Below are 19734 nucleotides of genomic sequence, written 5' to 3'. Positions count from 1 at the left end.
TGGTACCAGGTTAGTCGTGCGCCGTGGGCGCAGGCGCCCACCGGAACGGCTTGCCGTCCACCTCGGCGAGAAACTCCAGGGCTGCCTTGTTGACCTGGTCCGGCTTCTCGATGAAACCGAGGTGCCCGGCGTCCGGGATCTCCAGGTAGCGCGCCCCCGGGATCGCGTCGGCAACCTCGCGGCTCAGATGTGCCGGGGTGACGACATCGTCGCCGAAACCGATCACCAGCACCGGCTGGGTGATGTTGGCGTAGGCGGGCAGCCGGTTGGTCAGCGGCGCCACGTCCAGCTGGCAGCGCAGCCCCGGGGTGTTTTTGACCGGCCACATGGTGAACATCGCGATCCAGTCCTTGATGGCCGCGTCGTCGCTGAGCGTCTTAGGCGAAAAGCTCTCCAGGAGGCGCACTTTGGCTTCGTATTGGGCAGGAAGTTCGACGCCGGACTCGGCGAGTCTCGCCTCAGCCTGATAGAAGAAGTCCCGGGCGCGGTCGTGGCGGCCGCGAGTGGCCATCAGGACAGCGGATTTCACCAATTCGGGCCGGGCCAGCATCAATTCCTGGGCGATGAAGGAGCCCATCGACACCGCGACAATGCGGACCGGGCCCACGTTCAGCGACTCGATGAGCTGGGCGGTGTCGGCCACCATGGTTTCGGTGGTGAACCCCGAGGCGTTCTCGGTAGCACCGATGCCGCGGTTGTCGAAGGTGATCGGGCGGTACCGGGCGAGTTGGAATTCGCGCACCTGGTGCAGGTGCCAGCCGCGACCGGCGCCACCACGCCCGGCGATGAACAGAACCGGCTCCCCATCCTGATTACGGTCGTCGTAGGCGAGGTTGGTCACCAGAGTGAAGGTACGCGACCCCTCGACGCTTTATGGTGTCAGGATCGCAACTGCGCAGCTGGGGGACGGTGATGCGGATACGGAGCGTCGGGTTGGCTTGCACGCTGGTGCTGGCCAGCACCGTCATGGCGGACTGTTCCCGGGTGACCGGCGGCGTGGCGGTGCCGGCCGACCAGGACGGGCCCCGTCCGGTGACAGCCGCGATGCTGCCGGAGCTGCTGTTGAAGGCGGCCACCGTCAGCGACATCATGGGCGCCCACGGTATGCGGGTCAAAGACTCCCGTACGCGGATGTTCGATTCCGGACGCCAATTCCCCGAGCACGGATGCCTGGCGGCGTGGATGCCCGTCGAGAAGCAGGTCTACACCGACGCGGACTGGACAGCGACCCTCGCCCAAACCCTCACTCAGAGCGCACAAGACCACTTCGTGATTCAGGCCGTGACGGTGTTCGCCACCCGAGATGCCGCACAGAGTTTCTTCGACGCCACCGCCCGCAGTTGGAACTCCTGCGGCGAGCGGACATTCGCGACCGCCAAGGACGGCTACCCCGACACGTCCTGGACGTTCGACACGGTCTCCGACGTCGACTCCACACTGTGGATGACCCAGCACCAGGACGACAGCGCGGGCTGGTCTTGTCAACGGGCCCTGCGGGTGACCAACAACGTTGCGATCGACGTGCTGGCGTGCAAGCTCTACGTCAGCGACGAAGCCGTCACGATCGCCAACGGGATCGATGCGCAGCTGCCCAGCGTGTGAGGGTTAGGCGGCAAGCCGGTGCAGTGAATCGCGCCGAGTGTGCGGTTTAGCGGGCGATTCGGCGCTGTTTGCCCACTAAACCGCACGTTCGAGCGCGATTCAGCGGTCACCCAACAGTCGATGGCAGGCTTTGATCCGGTCGATCCACCACTGGCGTCGCTGCGGCGAAGCGGCCAGGGCGTGCAGCCGGGCGGGGTCCGGGGCGATGGGCTGTACTGGTAGGTAGCCGTCCTTTTGCGCCGGTGTCTCGGCGATATCGTCGACGAACAGCGATCCGGTGCCCAGCCCGCAGGCGTGCTGCAGTTCCGGCAGCGCGGCCGCTGCACGCAGGCCGGTTGCGATACCGACCGCCGAGTCGATCGCGCTGGAGACCACCACCGGGATGCCGATCTGATCAGCGATCTGAAGCAACGACGAAATGCCGCCCAGCGGAGCGACTTTCAGCACAGCGATGTCGGCGGCGCCGGCTTTCGTGACAGCGAGGGGGTCGGAGGCTTTGCGGATGCTCTCATCGGCGGCCACCGGCGTGTCGATGCGGCGGCGCAGCTCGGCGAGTTCGGCGACGGTGGCACAGGGTTGCTCCAGGTATTCCAATGCGCCCAACGCCTTTGCCGCCTCCACGGCCTGATCGAGGGTCCAACCGCCATTGGCATCGACTCGCACCGTCGGGATGAGCGCGCGGACGGCTTCGACGCGGGCGACGTCGTCGGCCAGGGTCTGGCCGGGCTCGGCGACTTTGACTTTGGCGGTCTTCGCGCCGGGGAATCGGGCCAGCACCTCGGGAACCCGCTCGGCGTCGACGGCGGGAACCGTCGCGTTGATCGGGATGCGGTCGCGGAGCGGTTGCGGCAGTTCGCAATAGGCGCTCTCCAGCGCGGCGGCCAACCAGTGCGCCGCCTCGGGCGGTGCGTATTCGCCGAACGCGCCGAACTCTCCCCAGCCTTCCGGGCCGTCGATCAGGGCCACTTCGCGCACCGTGATGCCGCGGAACTTGACGCGCATCGGCAGCGCCACCACGTGTAGGCGGTCAAGGATGTCGTCTAGAGGCGGCGGCATCGGTCTATGGTGCCGGTCCGGTGGCGAGGTGCGCCAGACCAGCGGGCGAACACCTCAGCACCGTCGGATGCACAGCTGCGCGCGGATCGAGGCGCCCGCCACCATGGTGAAGGCAACCCCGAGGGGAAACTCCTCGTTGACCGATCGGATTTCGTTACGACTGAAGCTCCCTGGATTTATCTTCCCAATCGGTCACAACGGTTCACCGACGTCAGGAAGTAATGCGATATCTTCCGGCTTCTTCCAGTTACGAAACATCTCGGCAAGTTGCCGGACTCGCCTCTTAGCCCAGCGCCCCCGGTCAAACCCGAGCTTTCCACGTTCGTAGAAAGCAAAGTGATAGGCACCGTCGTCATCCACGAAAATATTGAGCCCGTCGTTGGTCCGCATCCCGATCGGCATGGAGCGGACGCCGAACTCCGCCGACAACCGATCGATCTCAATCTGCAGTTCCCTGGACTTATCGCCCGAGGGCTCGTCCACACTCATGAACCACTAGCGATCATGGGACAATAGCGCAGCACGCGCTGCCTCGATATGAGTGTCGAACAACGCTTTCCTCCAAGCCCATAGCGCATCGTCCCCTCCTGTCAGGGGCGGCAACCCTAGTTCGTCGTTAGTATCACTAAGGGCCAACATAAAACGCCACTTCTTCGACTGGTTCACCAGCCCGAACTCATTCGGTGCGTCTAACGGTGCCAGCATGAAGTCTGCCCCGCCCTCGCGAGCTGACCAGCAAACTTGAAGTTTGCAATCTGGCCCGCGGTAGAACACTGCCCATGCTGGGCGCTCACCGTATACGAGATCAGAGTCGACCGCATCAAGATGGAAGCCGTGGGCCGCCAATATCGGAGCCATCTGACGTTCCGCTTCGCCGGAGCTCATAGTCGCTTATTCACCTCCGTAGATCCAGGAATTTCCGATACGTTCATATCCGAACGCCGCTGCGTTCTGGTCCATGTAATTAATCTCGAACGCCGAGAAGGTTTCCCGACGGACACGCGCAAGTTCGTCAACGCTGCTGAAGCCATCCGGTAGGCGGTATTCAAAACGTGGTACCCGCTCCTCCATTTGCTGGCGGAGGAACGCCGCATTCGGCTGCCATGCCAGGTGCTTTGCCGGCACCTCGGCCAGTCCACTGGTGAGAGCAGTCCAGGTTGGATCACCAGTGTCGAAGTAGATTCCGCCGTTGGCTCTGGCCTCGCCGATGTAACCACCGTCTTGGCCATCGAACCTGCCCAGAACCACTCGGGCTGGAAATTCGCCCACATAGTGGGTGGACATGGCAGCAACTTGCTGACTGAGCCCGGCTGTAGGTACGCCGTTCGAAGCAGCCTGGTTGAGGTCCATGGCCGTGGCTTCTGCCCACGCGTCATAAGTTGCAGCGGAATCGAGGCCGATGGCCGCATATCGCGAGAATGCCGGCCCGGTTTCGAGCGCCTCGCTAAGCCCCGCCCGGACCATCGCACCTTCCCCGCCGAACGGCGCGGCGACTGCGGTGGCGCCGACATCGAAGGTCTTCTCCCCCAGGAAGTAGGGCAGACTGGGCGCGTTCATTGCTCGTTTGATGTCCTCCATGCCGACACCGACGGGGTTCATGAAGGCACTACCCACGCCCTTGGCCATTCCGCCCCAGGATTGCCGAACACCCGGGGCGCCCGGCCCACCCTGACCCAGCAGATTCTTGACGGCTTGTTCGGTGGCTCTCCAACGGTCACCGAGTCCGTCGCCGTAGCCGGGTGCCGCGGCCCGCTGCGTTTCCGGGGGGATATAGCGCGGCAGCGGCTGCTGGGCGGCGACCACGGCCGCGTTGATCCGCGCCTCGATCTGATCCGGTGGTACGCCGTCATTCGTCAGCACCTGCCGGGCCAGGACTTTGAAGGACTCTGCGTCCTTAAGATTCGACGGCACTTGAGGAACCGAGCCACCGCCCTGCCGCGTCTGATTCAGCAGCCACGGCAGGCTTCCGGCCGCCGCATCACCGGATGCGCCAGCCTCCCGTTGCGGCATCGGCGGGCCGAATATCGCGCGACCGTCCGCGTTGACTTTGGTGTCGCCGACCACTGCCCGGATGGCCGTGGCCAGATCCTGGTCGGTCCTGCTGGCGTCGGCCATCAGCTTGGTCAGCCGACTTTGCAGGGCATCGAAGTCGTTACGCTTCTTGTCGGCGACCTCACCGCTCAACCGTCCATCCGAACTGATGGACCAGTTATTGCTTACCGCAGTTGATTTGATGGATGCCCATTCCGCCTTGCAGGCAGCGACCTCCCCTCGTGCGGCATGGAAGGCGTTGGCGATCGCGGTTGCCTCTGTCTGGTGATCGGTGATGTCAGCGCGGTGTTTGCCCAACTCGCGGCGGAAGGCATCGCCGCCGTGGCCCTCCCAGTCCTTGAGCCCGTTGCCGGCGTCGCCTAATGCCCCGCCGAAGTCGGCCTTACGCATGGAGCGTTCCGTGGCGATCTCGAATGCCGTGTCCAGGGTTTCGAGATTCCACTTCTCGATGCCGTCGGTGGTGATCGTCATGCGCTACGAAGCGCCGGTTCCTTTGGGAACGAGCGCGGTGAACGTCCTGGCGTGCTCCTGCTCCATCGCCGTATAGCGACGACCGCCCTCACGCATGGCTTCGGAGAACGCGCTCACCCGCCCGTGCAACCCCGCATCGGCCGCCTCCCAGTGCGCGGCCAACTCAGCCAGGGCATCCGCCGAGCTTCCGGCCCACGCCGTGGCGCATTCGCCCAGGTAGCCGGCGTGCCGGGCCGAGAATGTGTTTGCCACATCGGTCGCGTCGGCCACCCGCGAGGCGTGGGTATCAAGCAGGGCTGGTTGCACTGAGATTATGGCGGGATCAGTTGGCGCCGAAGCCATGCTCACACCTCCCGTCGGAGCCCCGAGCAAAAGCTAGCAAGTTAACCGCAATTACCGCCAGTCACCTGCACTGCCGTGCAGGTGACTGGCTGCGAGCTACTCGCCCGCCTGCCCGCCACCCAGCTTGAACACCCGCTCGGCATTCCCACCCAAATAGTCCGCGCGGGCCGCGTCATCGAGCCCGAGATCGTCCAGACCGTCGAGCGCGTGGGCGTGCATGATCATCGGATAGTTGGTGCCGAACAACACTTTTCGCTGCCCGGTTCGGGTCCTCATGAACCGGGTCAGCTCATCGGGAAGCCGCTTGGTGGTGTAGGCCGAGGTGTCGATGTAGACGTTCTCATGCTTGCGGGCCACCGCGACCATCTCCTCGGTCCACGGATAGCCGACGTGTCCGCACACGATCGTCAGTTCGGGAAAGTCCAGTGCCACTTGGTCGATGTAGGGAATCGGGCGACCGGTTTCCGACGGCCGCAGCGGGCCGGTATGCCCCACCTGGGTGCAGAACGGGACGCCGAGTTCCACGCACTCGGCGAACAGCGGATAGTAGCGACGATCGGTGGGAGGTGCATTCCACAACCAGGGCACCACGCGCAGCCCGACGAATCCGTCGTCGCGCACCCGGCGCCGCAGTTCACGCACCGCTTCCATCGGGCGATCGAGATCGACGGTGGCCAAACCGGCGAACCGGCTCGGATGCGCTCGGACCCAGCCGGCAACTTCCTCGTTGGAGACCAGGTCCATGCCGTTGGGGCCGCGCCACGCACTGAGCAGTCCGAAATCCACGCCCGCGGCGTCCATCGCCGACACGGTGGCCTCGATGGGGATCTCCTCGTCGGGCATCGCCCCGCCCGTCCAGCGTCGCAGGGACGCCAACATGTCGTGGTCGAGGAACCGCCGGGTCGGGTGCTGCATCCACACGTCGATGGTCATCGACTCCACGGTAGACAGCGTGGTCAAGCGGCGGTCCCAGCTTCGCCTCTCCTTCGTCGAGCCTCGCTGAACCACCGGGTCAGCCGGTGGCCGCCACTCCGGCGACCAAAAGATCCAACAGCCGCCCGGTCTGCTCGGGTGAGCCGCTGGTCAAGAAGATGCCGATCAGGCTCGACACGACGTCGTCAGCGCGCACATCAGCGCGCAAGCTGCCGTCCTGCGCTCCGGCCCGCAGCAGCAGATCGACCGCGCCGACGATGCGCTCGCGCGTCTCGTTGGGCTCCATCGCGCCAGACTCGACCATGGCACGCAACGACTCGGCCATCCCCCGCTTGGCCGCCACGAAACCGGCGTAGCGGTCCATCCAGCGCCGCAGCGCCACCTTCGGCGGGTGGCGGGTGACCAGCTGTTCGGCGACGGCCGCGACGTCGCCCAGTTCAGCGCGATAGACGGCCTCGACCAGTGCCTCGCGGCTGGGAAAGTGCCGGTAGAGCGTGCCGATGCCGACACCGGCGTCGCGCGCGATCGATTCCAGCGGAACCGGACTCCCGTCGGAGCCGCCGAACGCTGCGGCGGCGGCCGCCAACAGCCGCTCTCGGTTGCGGCGGGCATCGGATCTCCCAGCCAAAGCGGAGGAACCTCCGTTTCTGTTACGCTACCTAAACGGAGGGTCCTCCGCATCTGTACCAGTGTCTCACGAGGAGCACCATGACCGACCAACTCCAGCCCGGCGGCCTCGGCCGCATCGGCACACCAGCCGTAGCCCGTGTCGGCTACGGCGCCATGCAGCTCGACGAGAGAATCTCTACCGACGACGCCATCGCGGTCCTGCGCCGCGCGGTCGAGTTGGGCGTCAACCACATCGACACCGCGTCCTTCTACGCCGGTGGCGAGGTCAACCACCGCATCCGCAAAGCACTGGCGCCCTACCGCGACGAGCTGGTCATCGTCAGCAAGGTCGGTGCCGCCTACACCGGCGTCGGCCCATTGCCGCTGACCGCCGCCCAGAAGCCCGCCGAGCTGCGCGCCGCCGTGGAGAACGACCTGCGCCAACTGGGACTCGACACCGTTCCGGTGGTCAACCTGCGGCGCTACGACCTCGGTCCCGCCCCGGCGCCCGAAGGCGATCAGAACGTCGACCTCGACGACCAGCTGGCCGAGATGATCGCGTTGCGCGACGAGGGCAAGATCGCCGCGATCGGCATCAGCAGCGTGGGACTGGAAGCGCTCCAGCGAGCCCTGCCGGCCGGCATCGTCTGCGTGCAGAACGCCTACAGCCTGCTCGATCGCACCCAGGAGGACGCGCTCGACTTCTGCGCCGACGAAGGCATCGCCTGGGTGCCGTACTTCCCGCTCGGCTCGGCGTTCCCCGGCTTCCCGAAAGTCACCGACCACGCCGTCGTCCGCGAGGTCGCCGCCGAAGTCGGCGCCACCCCCGCCCAGATCGGGCTGGCCTGGCTGCTGACCACCTCGGCGAACACCTTGCTGATCCCCGGCACCGGATCTCTTCCCCACCTGGAGGAGAACATGAAGGTGGCCGACATCGTGCTAAGCGACGACGCCGTCGCCCGGCTGGATGCGATCACCGCCCCCGGGCAGGGCCCGGACTATGCCGCGAGCCTGCGCGAAGCGTTCCGGGGCGCCGCAACCACCTGATGGGGAGAATGCGGTCACCTGCCGAGTCGGTGACGTGCGCCAGGCAGGCGTCGAGAATGAGGCTTCGGGCATGCAGCCGCCGCAGATCGCCAAGACACTGCAGGTCAGCGATGCGGCATTAGAGACCGAGGCTCGTTGGTGTGAGTCTCTTGCTGGCAGGCTGGCCGCCAACATGGCTCCGACGGGCGCGGCATCGTCCTCGCCGCTGGCCAGCGCAGCAGCGGTTGCCGCCGTAAACGCCGCGGTGGTAACGGCCAGCACCAACACGGCGAGAGTGCATACCACCGCCGCCAAACTCGCCGACGCCGCACGGGGATACGCCGCGAACGAGACCGAGGCCGCAGCCCGCATGGGAGCGGTTAGCCCGCCGCGGGTGTGTTAGATGCCAGCCGCCGCACCGCCCTCACCTAGCACCAAAGCAGGCGGACTCGGCCCACTTCGATCTCCCGCTGGCGGAGGACTCCCGTGGGATTCGCCGGCAGCAGGACCCCGACCCGTCTATCTGCCGGACCGCGCGGATCACCCACCGGTCTTGGGTGAGGACCAAGCCGAAAATCCACTACCTTGAAATCATGACCATCCCTGAACCGGTGGCGATCGACCTGACCGACGACGAGCGACGACTGATGGTCCACGGCCTCAATGAGTACCGTGGATCTGCGACGCGCGCCATGCCATTTCTCACGCCGGTAATGGGCTTGTCAACGATCGACGAGTTCCGCGCCCTTGTCCAACGACTAATAGATGCCCTGGAAGCTGGTGCCCCGCTCTCCGATCTGGACTGGGCACGCGCTTTGTTTCTCACCGAAATATCCTGGGCCAGTGACCTAGTCGGCTCAGGCATCGACTTCGCAACCAACGTACGCGACGAGAAAGCACTACCACTACTGCGGTCGATCCAGTACAAAGTTAGCAATTACGATCGTTTCGTCTTGCTCCGAGACAATTTCCTCAATCCCCCGCTGGATGCAGCGCCGCGATGAGCCGCAGCTCCGACACCGAACCCGATGGGCCCGGTCCGACGGGGAAGATGTGGTTGACTACCCCACCGGCACGGGCGCTGCGCGCCCTGTTCGGTGAGTCGCTGGAACAGCCCGAGTCCTGAACACATGCAGCGCGATTCCCTCGATTCCGCGATCGACACGAATGCACGGCCCCAGTGGTCACGAACCGGGTATAAGTTCTTCCCTTACGCCGCACAGCAATCCGATCAGTGGTGGGTACTGCGGGTGAACGTCGGGTTTCCCGAACACGATTTGTACACACTGTTCATCGACAGCGTTCCGGCCGTGGATATCACCGGCGATCCGACCAATCCGCTTCCGTTGGCCTCGAGTGTCGGTTCGCTGAGCCCCTTCCCTCCTGCGATGGACGAACCGATACTCGATCCGGCTACCGCCCACCGGGTGGTTAAACCGGTGGCGCAATACGTTAACTACGGCAGTGAATGGAATGATCCGTGCGTGTTCTGCTCCGATGAGCGCGACGGCATGGCTCGCGTCCACACGTCCGACAACGAGGGAGAATGACGCGTTGAGTGACAACCCCTTCAACCCCAGCATCTGGCGCACGGTCGACGGCTTCGCCGACCTGACCGACATCACCTATCACCGCCACGTCACCGACGCGACAGTTCGGGTGGCGTTCAACCGTCCCGAGGTGCGCAACGCGTTTCGACCGCACACCGTCGATGAGCTCTACCAGGCACTGGACCATGCCCGGATGTCTCCTGATGTCGGCGTGGTGCTGCTCACCGGTAACGGACCGGCGCCCAAGGACGGCGGCTGGGCGTTCTGCTCGGGCGGAGACCAGCGCATCCGCGGCCGCAGCGGCTACCAGTACGCATCCGGGGAGACTGCGGACACCGTCGACGCCGCCCGGGCCGGGCGGCTGCACATCCTGGAAGTGCAGCGACTGATCCGGTTCATGCCCAAACCGGTGATCTGCCTGGTCAACGGCTGGGCAGCCGGCGGCGGGCACAGTCTGCACGTAGTGTGCGACCTGACCCTGGCCAGCCGCGAGCACGCCAGGTTCAAGCAGACCGACGCCGACGTGGGCAGCTTCGACGGCGGGTACGGCAGCGCCTACCTGGCCCGGCAGGTGGGCCAGAAGTTCGCCCGCGAGATCTTCTTCCTGGGCCGGACCTACAGCGCCGAGCAGATGCACGCCATGGGTGCGGTCAACGAAGTCGTCGACCACGCCGACCTGGAAGCCACCGGCGTGCAGTGGGCCAAGGAGATCAACGGCAAATCGCCTCAGGCGCAACGGATGTTGAAGTTCGCCTTCAACCTGCTCGACGACGGACTGGTGGGCCAGCAACTGTTCGCCGGCGAGGCGACCCGGCTGGCTTACATGACCGATGAGGCCGTCGAGGGCCGAGACTCGTTCCTGGAGAAGCGCGAGCCGGACTGGAGTCCCTTCCCCCGGTACTACTGAGGCCCGGCGCGTCCGGCGTCCCGCATAGACTGGCTAACCATGAGCAGAAGCCCGCTACGCCGGTTGTCCGACCAGATCACGCTCGCCACCATGCGCCCCCCGGTCGCCGCGCAGCTGATGCACCGGCCCGGCGCCAAGACCGTCGACCTGACCGGCAAGCGGGTGCTGGTGACCGGTGCGTCGTCGGGCATCGGGGAAGCCGGCGCCGAACAGTTCGGGGCGGCGGGCGCCACCGTGATCGCGGTGGCCCGCCGCCAGGAAAACCTCGACGCACTGGTCCAGCGGATCACCGCCGCCGGTGGCACCGCGCACGCCATCGCGTGCGACCTGTCTGACCTGGCGGCGATCGACGCACTGGTCAAGGACGTCGACGAGCGGTTCGGCGGAGTGGACATCCTGGTCAACAATGCCGGGCGCTCCATCCGCCGTCCGCTGGCCGAATCGCTGGATCGCTGGCACGACGTGGAGCGGACCATGCAGCTGAACTACTACTCGCCGCTGCGGCTGATCCGCGGGTTCGCCCCCGCGATGCGCGAGCGCGGCGACGGCCACATCATCAACGTCGCCACCTGGGGCGTGTTCACGGACTCCTCGCCGCTGTTCGGTGTCTACAACGGCTCCAAGTCCGCGCTGAGCGCCGTCAGCCGGGTCATCGACAGTGAGTGGGCCCGCTACGGCGTGCAGTCCACCACGCTGTACTACCCCCTGGTGAAGACCCCGATGATCGCGCCCACCGCGGCGTTCCAGGGCAAGCCGGGGCTCACCGCGCAGGAGGCCGGCGCGTGGATGATCGACGCGGCCAGATACCGCCCGATCCGCATCGCGCCGAGGCTGGCGCTGGCGTTTCGTGCGCTGGACAACCTCAACGCCGGTTGGGCCACCGCCATCGTCAAGCGGAACCGGATCGAGCCGGTCGAGGACTGATGGAGATTCTGGCCAGCCGGGTGTTGCTCCGGCCCACCGATTATCAACGATCGCTGCGGTTCTATCGCGACGAGATCGGGTTGGCGATCGCCCGTGACTACGGCGCCGGAATGGTCTTCTACGCCGGGCAGTCGCTGATCGAACTCGCCGGGCACGGCAACCCCGAACACGCGGACGCGAGCTTCCCCGGGGCGCTGTGGCTGCAGGTCCGCGACGTCGCCGCCACCGAGGCCGAACTGGAGTCCCGCGGGGTCCCCATCGCCCGGCCCGCGCGCCGCGAGCCGTGGGGGTTGCGTGAGATGCACGTCACCGATCCCGACGGCCTGACGTTGATCTTCGTAGAGGTCCCAGACGACCATCCGCTGCGCCGCGATACCCGCCAGGACAGCCCCCGGAAGCCCTGAGGTTAACGAAGGGGAAACAGTTCAATACGTCTCGACGTACACCGGCGTTTCGCGAGGGTGATCGTTAGACAACGGCCCCATCGAGGCCTCAGAATCAGTGCCGTGATGCTCCAGTGAGCCTCGAACTGCTCCTCCTGATCATTGTGGTGATCACGGCTTTGGCCTTCGACTTCACCAACGGATTCCATGACACCGGCAACGCGATGGCGACCTCGATCGCCAGCGGTGCGCTGAAGCCCAAGGCAGCAGTCACCATGTCCGCCTGCCTGAACCTGGTCGGCGCCTTCCTGTCGACTGCGGTTGCCGCGACCATCGCCAAAGGTCTGGTCGACGCCCACCTGGTGACCCTGGAGATCGTCTTCGCCGGGCTGGTCGGCGGCATCGTGTGGAACCTGCTCACCTGGCTGCTCGGTATCCCCTCCAGCTCGTCGCACGCCCTGATCGGCGGCATCGTGGGAGCGATGATCGCCGCGGTCGGCGGGCACGGGGTGAACTGGAGCGGGGTGGTCTCCAAGGTCCTCGTCCCGGCGGTGGTGGCCACTGTGGTCGCCACCCTGATCGCCTCCGTCGGCACCTGGCTGGTCTACCGGGTCACCCGCGGCGTCGACGAGAAGAAGTCCGAGAAGGTGTTCCGGCACGGCCAGATCGGCTCGGCGGCGCTGGTGTCGCTGGCGCACGGCACCAATGACGCGCAAAAGACCATGGGCGTGATCTTCCTGGCACTGATGTCCTACGGCGCGGTGAGCACGTCGGCGACGCTGCCCCCGCTGTGGGTGATCGTCAGTTGTGCGCTGGCCATGTCGGCAGGCACCTACACCGGCGGCTGGCGCGTCATCCGCACCCTGGGCAAGGGCCTCGTCGAGATCAAATCCCCCCAGGGCATGGCCGCCGAGTCAGCCGCTGCCTCAGTCATCCTGCTGTCCAGCCACTTCGGGTACTCGCTGTCGACCACCCAGGTCGCCACCGGGTCGGTGCTGGGCAGCGGCGTCGGCAAGCCGGGTGCGCAGGTGCGCTGGGGTGTCGCCGGGCGTATGGCGGCCGCCTGGCTGGTGACGCTGCCGATGGCCGGCGGGGTCGGCTCGGGCGCCTACGGCCTGGTGCACGGCATCGGCGGCTACCCCGGAATCATCATCGGCGTAGCCCTGCTGATCACCGCGGTCCTGGCGATCTGGCTGCGGTCGCGCCGGGCCCGCATCGACCACAACAACGTCAACGCCGAATGGGACGGCACCCTCACCGGCGGTCTCGACGCCCCCGGCGTGCAGCCCGAAGAAGCGGGCCGCGAGGTCGAGAACGCCCTCAGGTCGGCATTCGACGCCGGCCATGAGGGAGCCAAGTTGACTGTCGTCTCCACCGACGACCCCAACCCACGTGAGGTCATCCGGTCATGAGTCAGTGGTTCAACCTCGCAGCCACGCTGAAAATCCTGGTTTTCGGACTGCTGGTCGGCGGGTTGCTGCCGGCACTGTTCGCGGTCGGGGTGCGGGTCAACGTGGCCGGTAACAGCGCTCCCGCCGTCGCCGGCGCCACTGCGGGTGCGACCGGCGCCCGCCGGCCACTGCTGGTCGCGCTCAGCTGGGCGATCTTCCTGCTAGTGCTGGCCGTGGCGGTCATCGGGGTGCTCTTCATCGCCCGTGACTTCCTGGGGCACCACCTGGGCTGGTACCTGCTCGGAGCCAAGCCCGCCTAACCCGGTTCGACAACGCAGGCGTGCGGCTGCAAAAATCCGCACGGTGACCTTGGAGCTGTTCCTGTTGATCACGGTCGTGATCACCGCCCTGGCTTTCGACTTCACCAACGGCTTCCATGACACCGGCAACGCTGTCGCCACCGGGATCGCCAGCGGTGCGCTCAAGCCCAAGACCGCGGTGACGCTCTGCGCCACGCTCAACCTGGTCGGCGCGTTCATGTCCACCCAGGTGGCGGCCACGGTGGCGAAGGATCTGGTGGTCACCAACCTGGTGACGCTGGAAGTCATGTTCGCCGGTCTGGTCGGCGGCATCGTCTGGAATCTCGCGACCTGGCTGTTCGGTATCCCGTCAAGCTCCTCACACGCCCTGATCGGCGGCGTGGTGGGGGCCATGCTGGCCGCGGCCGGCAAGGCCGGGGTGCGCTGGCCCGGGGTGGTCTCGAAGGTGCTGGTGCCGACGGTGATCGCTGTGCTCGCCGCGACGCTGGTCGCGACCGTCGGAACCTGGCTGGTCTACCGGCTGACCCGGGGAGTCTCCCACGGGCGCACCCTGCGGGACTTCCGCCGCGGTCAAGTCTTCTCTGCCGCCCTGATGTCGCTGGCGCACGGCACCAACGACGCCCAGAAGACCATGGGCGTGATCTTCCTCGCACTGATCTCTTACGGCGCTGCCCACAAGACCGACATCACACCGCCGCTCTGGGTGATCGTGTCGTGTGCGGTGGCGATGGCTGCCGGCACCTATTTCGGTGGATGGCGGGTCATCCGCACGCTGGGCAAGGGCCTGGTCGAGATCGAATCCCCGCAGGGCATGGCCGCCGAATCATCCTCGGCGGCCATCATTTTGCTGTCCAGCCACTTCGGGTATTCGCTGTCGACCACGCAGGTGGTGACGGGGTCGGTGTTGGGCTCGGGCCTGGGAAAGCCGGGCGCCAACGTGCGCTGGGGGGTTGCCCGCCGGATGGCGACCGCGTGGGTGATCACCCTGCCGCTGGCCGGTGCCATCGGCGCGGTCACCTACCACCTGATCCACCGCATCGGCGGCTACCCCGGCACCATCACCGGTCTGGTGTTGCTGATTGGAGTCTCGGCGCTCATCTGGCTGCAGTCCCGCAAAGTCCCGGTCGACCACACCAATGTCACCGCCGATTGGGGTGCACATATGACCGATGGCCTCGAAGTCATTGCGCCGGAACCCAGTACCCCCGGTTCGTCTCGCGAGATCGGCACGGAGGGGGTCGGTGGGTGAACACCTTGAACGCCTGGTTCGACTACGTGGCCACAGCCAAGATTCTGATCTTCGGACTGCTGGTGGGCACCGCGCTGCCGGCATTGTTCGCGATCGGAGTACGCCTGGGCGACGCAGCCGAGGGACCGACGGAACACCGCCGGGAATTGACCCTGTTGAGGTGGATGGTCTTCGGGCTGCTGCTCGCGGCGGTACTGGTGGGCGTGTTGTTCATCGCCCGTGACTTCATCGAGCACCGCATCGGCTGGCAGTGGGATGACTGGGGCAACTGGGACGAGGTGTTCGGCCTTGAATAGACGTAATATTGCAGCTGACATGTTCCTTCCGGTGTCGGCGCGGGGAAGTTGACGCAGTATGAACAAATTTCTCACCTCGATCGTCGCCTGGCTGCGCGCCGGGTACCCCGACGGTGTGCCACAGAACGACTACGTTCCGCTGTTGGCACTGCTGTCGCGGCGCCTGACCAATGACGAGGTCAAAGACGTCGCCCGGGAATTGATCGGCCGCGGCGAATTCGACCGCATCGACATCGGGGTGCTGATCGCCCGCCTGACCAACGAGCTGCCCGCCGCCGAGGACGTCGAACGGGTGCGAGAGCGGTTGGCGGCCAAGGGCTGGCTGCTCGACGACGCCCCCACCAACGGAGGAAACCCATAGCACGCCTGCGTGCGCTGGCCATCCCACCCGGTGATGCCGTCTCCACGCTCCTGCCCGCCTTACAGGGCGTCCTGGACGGTCATGATGCCGCGTTCACTCCCGTAGGCCCCGACACCGATTCCGCGGCCCTGACCGCGCTGCGGGTGGGCGATACCATCGGCGACGACATCGCGCTGGTGGTGACTACGTCGGGAACCACCGGGGTGCCCAAGGGTGCGCTGCTGACCGGTGCGGCACTGGCGGCCAGTGCCTCCGCCACGCACGACCGGTTGGGCGGGCCAGGCAGCTGGCTACTGGCGCTGCCGGCACACCACATCGCCGGAATCCAAGTGCTGGTGCGCAGCCTGCTGTCCGGCACGGCCCCCGTGCAACTCGATGTCGCAACGGGTTTCGATGTCACGCGGTTGCCCGCTGCGGTGGCGGCGCTCGGTTCCGGCCGGCGCTATACGTCGCTGGTCGCCACCCAACTGGCCAAGGCTCTGGCGGTTCCCGCGTCCGCGGCCGCATTGGCCGAGCTGGACGCGGTGTTGTTGGGCGGCGGACCGGCGCCGCAACCGGTCCTGGACGCTGCAACGGGCGCGGGGGTGCGGGTGGTGCGCACCTACGGCATGAGCGAGACCGCCGGCGGTTGTGTCTATGACGGGCTGCCATTGTCGGGTGTCCGGCTCCGCATCGGCGGCGACGGACGGATCGCGATCGGTGGCCCGACCGTGGCGCAGGGTTATCGCAATCCCGTCGAGCCCGACCCGTTCGCCGAGCCGGGCTGGTTTTCGACCAATGACCTTGGCGCCCTTGACTCCTCGGGGAGCCTTACCGTGCTCGGTCGCGCCGACGACGCGATCAGCACCGGCGGCCTGACGGTGCTTCCCGGGCCGGTGGAGGCGGTGTTGGCAACCCATCCCGCGGTGGCCGACTGCGCGGTGTTCGGGATCGACGACGACCGGCTGGGGCAGCGCGTCGTCGCCGCGGTCGTCGTCGCCGGTGCGACGCCACCGACTCTGGAAGCGCTACGCGCCCACGTCGCGGAATCGCTGGACACCACGGCTGCGCCACGCGAGTTGCATGTCGTTCCTGCACTCCCCCGGCGCGGGATCGGCAAGCTGGACCGAAAAGCGCTGGCACAACGGTTTTCTGCCGGGTATTGCCCCCGATTAGACCACTGGTCTAATTTGGAGACCAGTGGTCTACAAGGGGGTCAACCGCTGCTCTGGAAAGGGGTCGCAACCATGCACACACCCACCACCTCCGCGGAACGCACGCGCTCTTTCGCACGCGTCCTGGGACCGTTCATCACCGTGATCACTGCGATCGTCGCGTTCAGAGCCGGGAGTATCGGCAATCAGCTGTCGAGTTTCTCGACCGACCCGATGTGGCCGTGGGTGCTGGGCGCATTGCTGCTCGGCGGCGGCCTGTTCATCATTGCGTTTCACCAATATTGGCGCGGTGTTGCCGCGGTGATCATTTCGCTGTTCGGGTGGTTCCTGCTGCTGCGGGGATTCGTCTTGCTCGCTGCACCGCAGCTGATCGTGCGGGGAGCCGAATCTGCCACCGACACATCGAGTGGCGCCCTCGGTGCGGTGCGGGCCGGCTTCGGACTACTCGCACTGTGCGGGGCGTACCTGACCTACGTGGGATGGCTGAAGAAGTCCGACTGATTCAATACCGCCATGCGCCGTCTCGTGAAGCCCCGGGATGTCCGGCGGGCCGAACTGCTCGACCAGGCGCTGGCACTCTTTCTCGAACGCGGCTATGACAACGTCAGCCTCAACGAGCTTCTCGCTGCGACGGGCATTCCGAAAGGCGCTTTCTACCACTACTTTCCGTCCAAAGACGCACTCGTCACCGCGCTGGCGCAGCGCAGCGCTGAGGCGGCGTTGGAGGCGTTGCGTCCGGTCTTCGACCAGCCGGGTGCGAGCGCCCTGGAACGCCTCAACCGCGGGCTCGCGGCCAGCTACGACGTCAAGATGGCGATGGGCGCTGCAGAGCAGATCGCGGCGATGACGGCACTGTTCGCGCCGCACAACCGCGGGCTGTTCACCAAGATCGTGGACACCTGGGAAGACCTGTTCCGACCCGTGCTGACCAAACTCATCAGCGAAGGGGTCGACGAAGGCGTGTTCGACACCTTCGACCCCGAAGGTGTCGGCGACATGATCCAGGTTTTTGCGGCCAGCTTGCGCAGAAACCTGATGCAGGTACTCGATGCGCCGGACGCGAAGGCACGCAGTCAGGCCGTCGACGACTGTGTGAAGCGGATCAAACTGCACGGTATCGCGACGGACCGCATCCTCGGATTGCCCGACGGGTCAACGGTTGTGCTCGACCGCAGACAGGTGGAAGCGATGGTCGCGCGTATCACGCCCTGACCTGTGGGGGCCGCGACTCAGTCGCCTCCCCCACCGGAGCCACCGCCGCTCGACCCACCGCCCGAGCCACCACCCGAGCCGCCGGACCCGCCGCTCGAACCGCCGCCGGACCCGCCGCTTGAGCCGCCGCCAGAACCGCCGCTCGAGCCGCTTCCGGAACTACCCCCGGAGCCACCGCTCGAACCCGACGAGCTGGACCCGCCACCGGAACTGCCGGCAGAACCGCTGGAGCTGCCGCCGGAGCCGGAGGAAGCACCGCCGGAGCCGCTGCTCCCGGAGCCGCCGGAATCACTACCCGCACTGCTGCCCGAGCCGCCCGAACTACTGCTGCCCGACCCGGAACCACCCGAGCCTGCACCGCCGGATCCCCCTGCATCGCTGCCGGATCCGCCCGACGTGGATCCGCCTGACGTTGATCCGCCTGAGTCACTTCCCGCTCCGGTGCCACCCGTGCCGCTGTCGTCGGATCCTCCAGAGGTGCCGCCGGAATGACCACCCGAACCGGTCTCTCCGGAACCGCCCGAACCACTACCCGATCCGCCCGGATTGTTGCCGGAACCACCTGCACTGCCCTCGCCCGCACCGCTGCCGCCGGAATGCCCAGCACCGGAACCGTTCTCGCCGGAGCCAGTGCCACCCGAGCCAGTGCCACCGGAACCATTACCGCCGGAGCCATTGCTGCCCGTTCCAGTGCCACCCGAACCGTCATCGCCGCCGGAATGACTGCCGCCACCGTGATCACGTCCAGAACCGCTACCGCTGCTACCACTTCCACCCGACCCGGGCAGCCAACCGCCGCCGCCACCAACGGGCCCGGTGTTGATCGGGATCGGGATCGGAATCGGAATCACCGCGGGCGGCGCGGGTGCGGGCGCAGCCGGAAGTTCCGGAACGGCCGCCGGAGGGGCAACGACGGCCGGAGCCGGGTTTGCCGGGGCTACAACAGGATTAGGGGCCGGGGCCTGCAGCGCGGGCAACGGCGCCGGCTTCGGGGCGGGCAGCACCGGCATGAAGTTGCCGGGCACCGGTTGGGCCTGCGGCGGCTGCGCCACCACCGGAGGCTGCGACGGTGTGGACGCGGCGGTCGGGCGGATGCCGATGGTCACGGCCACGGCCAACGCCGCGCACCCGGCCACCAGAATCCCGCCGACCGAGCTGCCGACCAGAAGCGCACGCCCCACCGGCGGTGGCGCCTCCCGCTCATCGACCTCGGCCGCATCGTCGTCGCCGTACTCGGCGCCGTAGTCGTCGTAGCCTTCGTAGTCGCCTTCGGCGTACTCCACCGGCAGCAGTTCGGAGTCATCGTCGGTCATCGAATACGCCAGCTGTTGTTCCGGCTGTTCGCCCTCAGCCTGTCCGCCCTCAACCGCCGGGGCGAGCATGGTGGACGTTCCGTCGGGGGAACCGGCGTTGGTCAGCGCAGGCGCAGCCATCGTCGCGTCACCGGCCGGCGCAGGCAGCCACGTCGTCTCGCCGTCCTCGCCCGAGGCGTTGCGCGCCAACGCCACAGCCGAGCGCGCCTGGGGCTGCTCGGAGACGTTCTCGACTCCGGCATCCTCAAGGGCCCGGCGCAGCTCCGCCATCAGTTCCGAGTCCGACCAGCACAGCCGCGTCGCAGCCAGCCGGTGGCCCTCTTCGGCCAACATGCGGTGGGTTCCGGTCACCGTCTCGGTCAGCGTTTCGACTGGGTTGCGGGTCAGATCGAGCATGGACTCGTCGAGCACGGCATCGCCGTAGGCATCCGATTCGACGAGCGCCAAGCGGGCGAGCGCACCGGTAACCGACACTCCGAGCGCGACATCCATTGCGCGTCTCCTTCCGCGGCCACTCGATTAGCCAGTTTAGCCGCGCGGATCGACCAGCGAGCGGACCGATCTTCGCAGTTCAATGGCGTAT

General features: G+C 66.6%; 23 protein-coding genes and 1 pseudogene. 16 read left to right on the top strand and 8 right to left on the bottom strand.

The features are described from left to right. Positions 1-10: 10 nt before the first annotated feature. Positions 11-841 carry an alpha/beta fold hydrolase gene (locus tag K3U94_RS03195; protein ID WP_220695546.1) on the bottom strand — a complete coding sequence of 277 codons (831 nt, stop codon included), beginning with the start codon at positions 839-841 and terminating at the stop codon, positions 11-13. A 71-nt stretch (positions 842-912) separates the two neighbouring features. Here K3U94_RS03195 and K3U94_RS03190 point away from each other — a divergent pair, with 71 nt between their 5' ends. Continuing rightward, on the top strand, positions 913-1602 hold the full coding sequence (locus K3U94_RS03190; protein ID WP_230987374.1) for a sensor domain-containing protein: 690 nt from the start codon (positions 913-915) through the stop codon (positions 1600-1602). A 99-nt stretch (positions 1603-1701) separates the two neighbouring features. Here K3U94_RS03190 and K3U94_RS03185 read toward each other — a convergent pair whose 3' ends face one another. The 6 genes from K3U94_RS03185 to K3U94_RS03160 all read right to left on the bottom strand — a co-directional run bounded on the left by K3U94_RS03185 (position 1702) and on the right by K3U94_RS03160 (position 7084). Continuing rightward, positions 1702-2658, bottom strand: coding sequence for an o-succinylbenzoate synthase (locus tag K3U94_RS03185; protein ID WP_220695545.1), 957 nt, complete (start codon positions 2656-2658; stop codon positions 1702-1704). Positions 2659-2850: 192 nt separating this feature from the next. Continuing rightward, positions 2851-3147 (bottom strand): hypothetical protein, encoded by a 297-nt coding sequence (locus tag K3U94_RS03180; RefSeq protein ID WP_220695544.1) that lies wholly within the window; start codon positions 3145-3147, stop codon positions 2851-2853. Positions 3148-3549: 402 nt separating this feature from the next. After that, complete coding sequence (locus tag K3U94_RS03175) at positions 3550-5181, bottom strand: hypothetical protein (RefSeq protein ID WP_220695543.1); 1632 nt, start codon at positions 5179-5181, stop codon at positions 3550-3552. A gap of 3 nt (positions 5182-5184) precedes the next feature. Further along, positions 5185-5487 (bottom strand): WXG100 family type VII secretion target, encoded by a 303-nt coding sequence (locus tag K3U94_RS03170; RefSeq protein ID WP_220695542.1) that lies wholly within the window; start codon positions 5485-5487, stop codon positions 5185-5187. Between the two features lie 132 nt (positions 5488-5619). Next, positions 5620-6456: an amidohydrolase family protein gene (locus K3U94_RS03165; protein WP_220695541.1), complete on the bottom strand. Its 837-nt coding sequence runs from the start codon at positions 6454-6456 to the stop codon at positions 5620-5622. A gap of 79 nt (positions 6457-6535) precedes the next feature. Then, on the bottom strand, positions 6536-7084 hold the full coding sequence (locus K3U94_RS03160; RefSeq protein ID WP_220695540.1) for a TetR/AcrR family transcriptional regulator: 549 nt from the start codon (positions 7082-7084) through the stop codon (positions 6536-6538). 80 nt (positions 7085-7164) lie between these two features. On the opposite strand from K3U94_RS03160, the gene K3U94_RS03155 reads away from it, so the two are divergent. The 15 genes and pseudogenes from K3U94_RS03155 (at position 7165) to K3U94_RS03090 (ending at position 17838) form a co-directional block, all read left to right on the top strand. Next, the gene (locus tag K3U94_RS03155) at positions 7165-8112 is read left to right on the top strand and encodes an aldo/keto reductase (RefSeq protein ID WP_047319696.1); all 948 of its coding nucleotides are present in this window, start codon (positions 7165-7167) and stop codon (positions 8110-8112) included. 70 nt (positions 8113-8182) lie between these two features. After that, positions 8183-8494 carry a hypothetical protein gene (locus K3U94_RS03150; protein ID WP_047319743.1) on the top strand — a complete coding sequence of 104 codons (312 nt, stop codon included), beginning with the start codon at positions 8183-8185 and terminating at the stop codon, positions 8492-8494. A 190-nt stretch (positions 8495-8684) separates the two neighbouring features. Continuing rightward, a complete protein-coding gene (locus K3U94_RS03145) occupies positions 8685-9095 on the top strand; it encodes a hypothetical protein (protein ID WP_131721497.1) in 411 nt (136 codons plus the stop codon). Then, the gene (locus K3U94_RS24040; protein WP_267878341.1) at positions 9092-9217 is read left to right on the top strand and encodes a hypothetical protein; all 126 of its coding nucleotides are present in this window, start codon (positions 9092-9094) and stop codon (positions 9215-9217) included. Before K3U94_RS03145 ends, K3U94_RS24040 begins: the two co-directional genes overlap by 4 nt. Before the next feature lie 4 nt (positions 9218-9221). Further along, a complete protein-coding gene (locus K3U94_RS03140; RefSeq protein WP_047319694.1) occupies positions 9222-9641 on the top strand; it encodes a hypothetical protein in 420 nt (139 codons plus the stop codon). Positions 9642-9645: 4 nt separating this feature from the next. Then, positions 9646-10548 carry a 1,4-dihydroxy-2-naphthoyl-CoA synthase gene (locus K3U94_RS03135; RefSeq protein WP_047319693.1) on the top strand — a complete coding sequence of 301 codons (903 nt, stop codon included), beginning with the start codon at positions 9646-9648 and terminating at the stop codon, positions 10546-10548. Between the two features lie 39 nt (positions 10549-10587). Next, positions 10588-11472: an SDR family oxidoreductase gene (locus K3U94_RS03130; RefSeq protein ID WP_047319692.1), complete on the top strand. Its 885-nt coding sequence runs from the start codon at positions 10588-10590 to the stop codon at positions 11470-11472. Continuing rightward, positions 11472-11876, top strand: a complete 405-nt coding sequence (locus K3U94_RS03125; RefSeq protein ID WP_220695539.1) for a VOC family protein — start codon at positions 11472-11474, stop codon at positions 11874-11876. The genes K3U94_RS03130 and K3U94_RS03125 overlap by 1 nt, the downstream gene beginning before the upstream one ends. A 113-nt stretch (positions 11877-11989) precedes the next feature. After that, positions 11990-13267 (top strand): inorganic phosphate transporter, encoded by a 1278-nt coding sequence (locus K3U94_RS03120; RefSeq protein ID WP_047319690.1) that lies wholly within the window; start codon positions 11990-11992, stop codon positions 13265-13267. Beyond that, positions 13264-13566 carry a hypothetical protein gene (locus tag K3U94_RS03115; protein WP_220695538.1) on the top strand — a complete coding sequence of 101 codons (303 nt, stop codon included), beginning with the start codon at positions 13264-13266 and terminating at the stop codon, positions 13564-13566. Before K3U94_RS03120 ends, K3U94_RS03115 begins: the two co-directional genes overlap by 4 nt. 43 nt (positions 13567-13609) lie before the next feature. Next, on the top strand, positions 13610-14815 hold the full coding sequence (locus K3U94_RS03110; protein ID WP_220695537.1) for an inorganic phosphate transporter: 1206 nt from the start codon (positions 13610-13612) through the stop codon (positions 14813-14815). Positions 14816-14820: 5 nt separating this feature from the next. Continuing rightward, positions 14821-15111, top strand: a complete 291-nt coding sequence (locus K3U94_RS03105; RefSeq protein ID WP_047319740.1) for a hypothetical protein — start codon at positions 14821-14823, stop codon at positions 15109-15111. Between the two features lie 58 nt (positions 15112-15169). Then, positions 15170-15472, top strand: a complete 303-nt coding sequence (locus tag K3U94_RS03100) for a DUF3349 domain-containing protein (RefSeq protein ID WP_047319687.1) — start codon at positions 15170-15172, stop codon at positions 15470-15472. 50 nt (positions 15473-15522) lie between these two features. Continuing rightward, positions 15523-16605: pseudogene (gene menE, locus K3U94_RS03095) on the top strand (o-succinylbenzoate--CoA ligase); the annotation flags it as partial. A gap of 534 nt (positions 16606-17139) precedes the next feature. Beyond that, on the top strand, positions 17140-17838 hold the full coding sequence (locus tag K3U94_RS03090; protein WP_047319684.1) for a TetR/AcrR family transcriptional regulator: 699 nt from the start codon (positions 17140-17142) through the stop codon (positions 17836-17838). Positions 17839-17855: 17 nt separating this feature from the next. Here the strand turns inward: K3U94_RS03090 and K3U94_RS03085 are convergent, their stop codons facing one another. After that, entirely contained in the window at positions 17856-19643 is a 1788-nt protein-coding gene (locus K3U94_RS03085) for a DUF7159 family protein (RefSeq protein ID WP_052956902.1), read from the bottom strand. Between the last annotated feature and the right edge of the window lie 91 nt (positions 19644-19734).

Source organism: Mycolicibacter heraklionensis (genome assembly GCF_019645815.1).
Classification (GTDB): Bacteria; Actinomycetota; Actinomycetes; order Mycobacteriales; family Mycobacteriaceae; genus Mycobacterium; species Mycobacterium heraklionense.
This window is presented reverse-complemented; position numbering and strand designations above follow the sequence as displayed.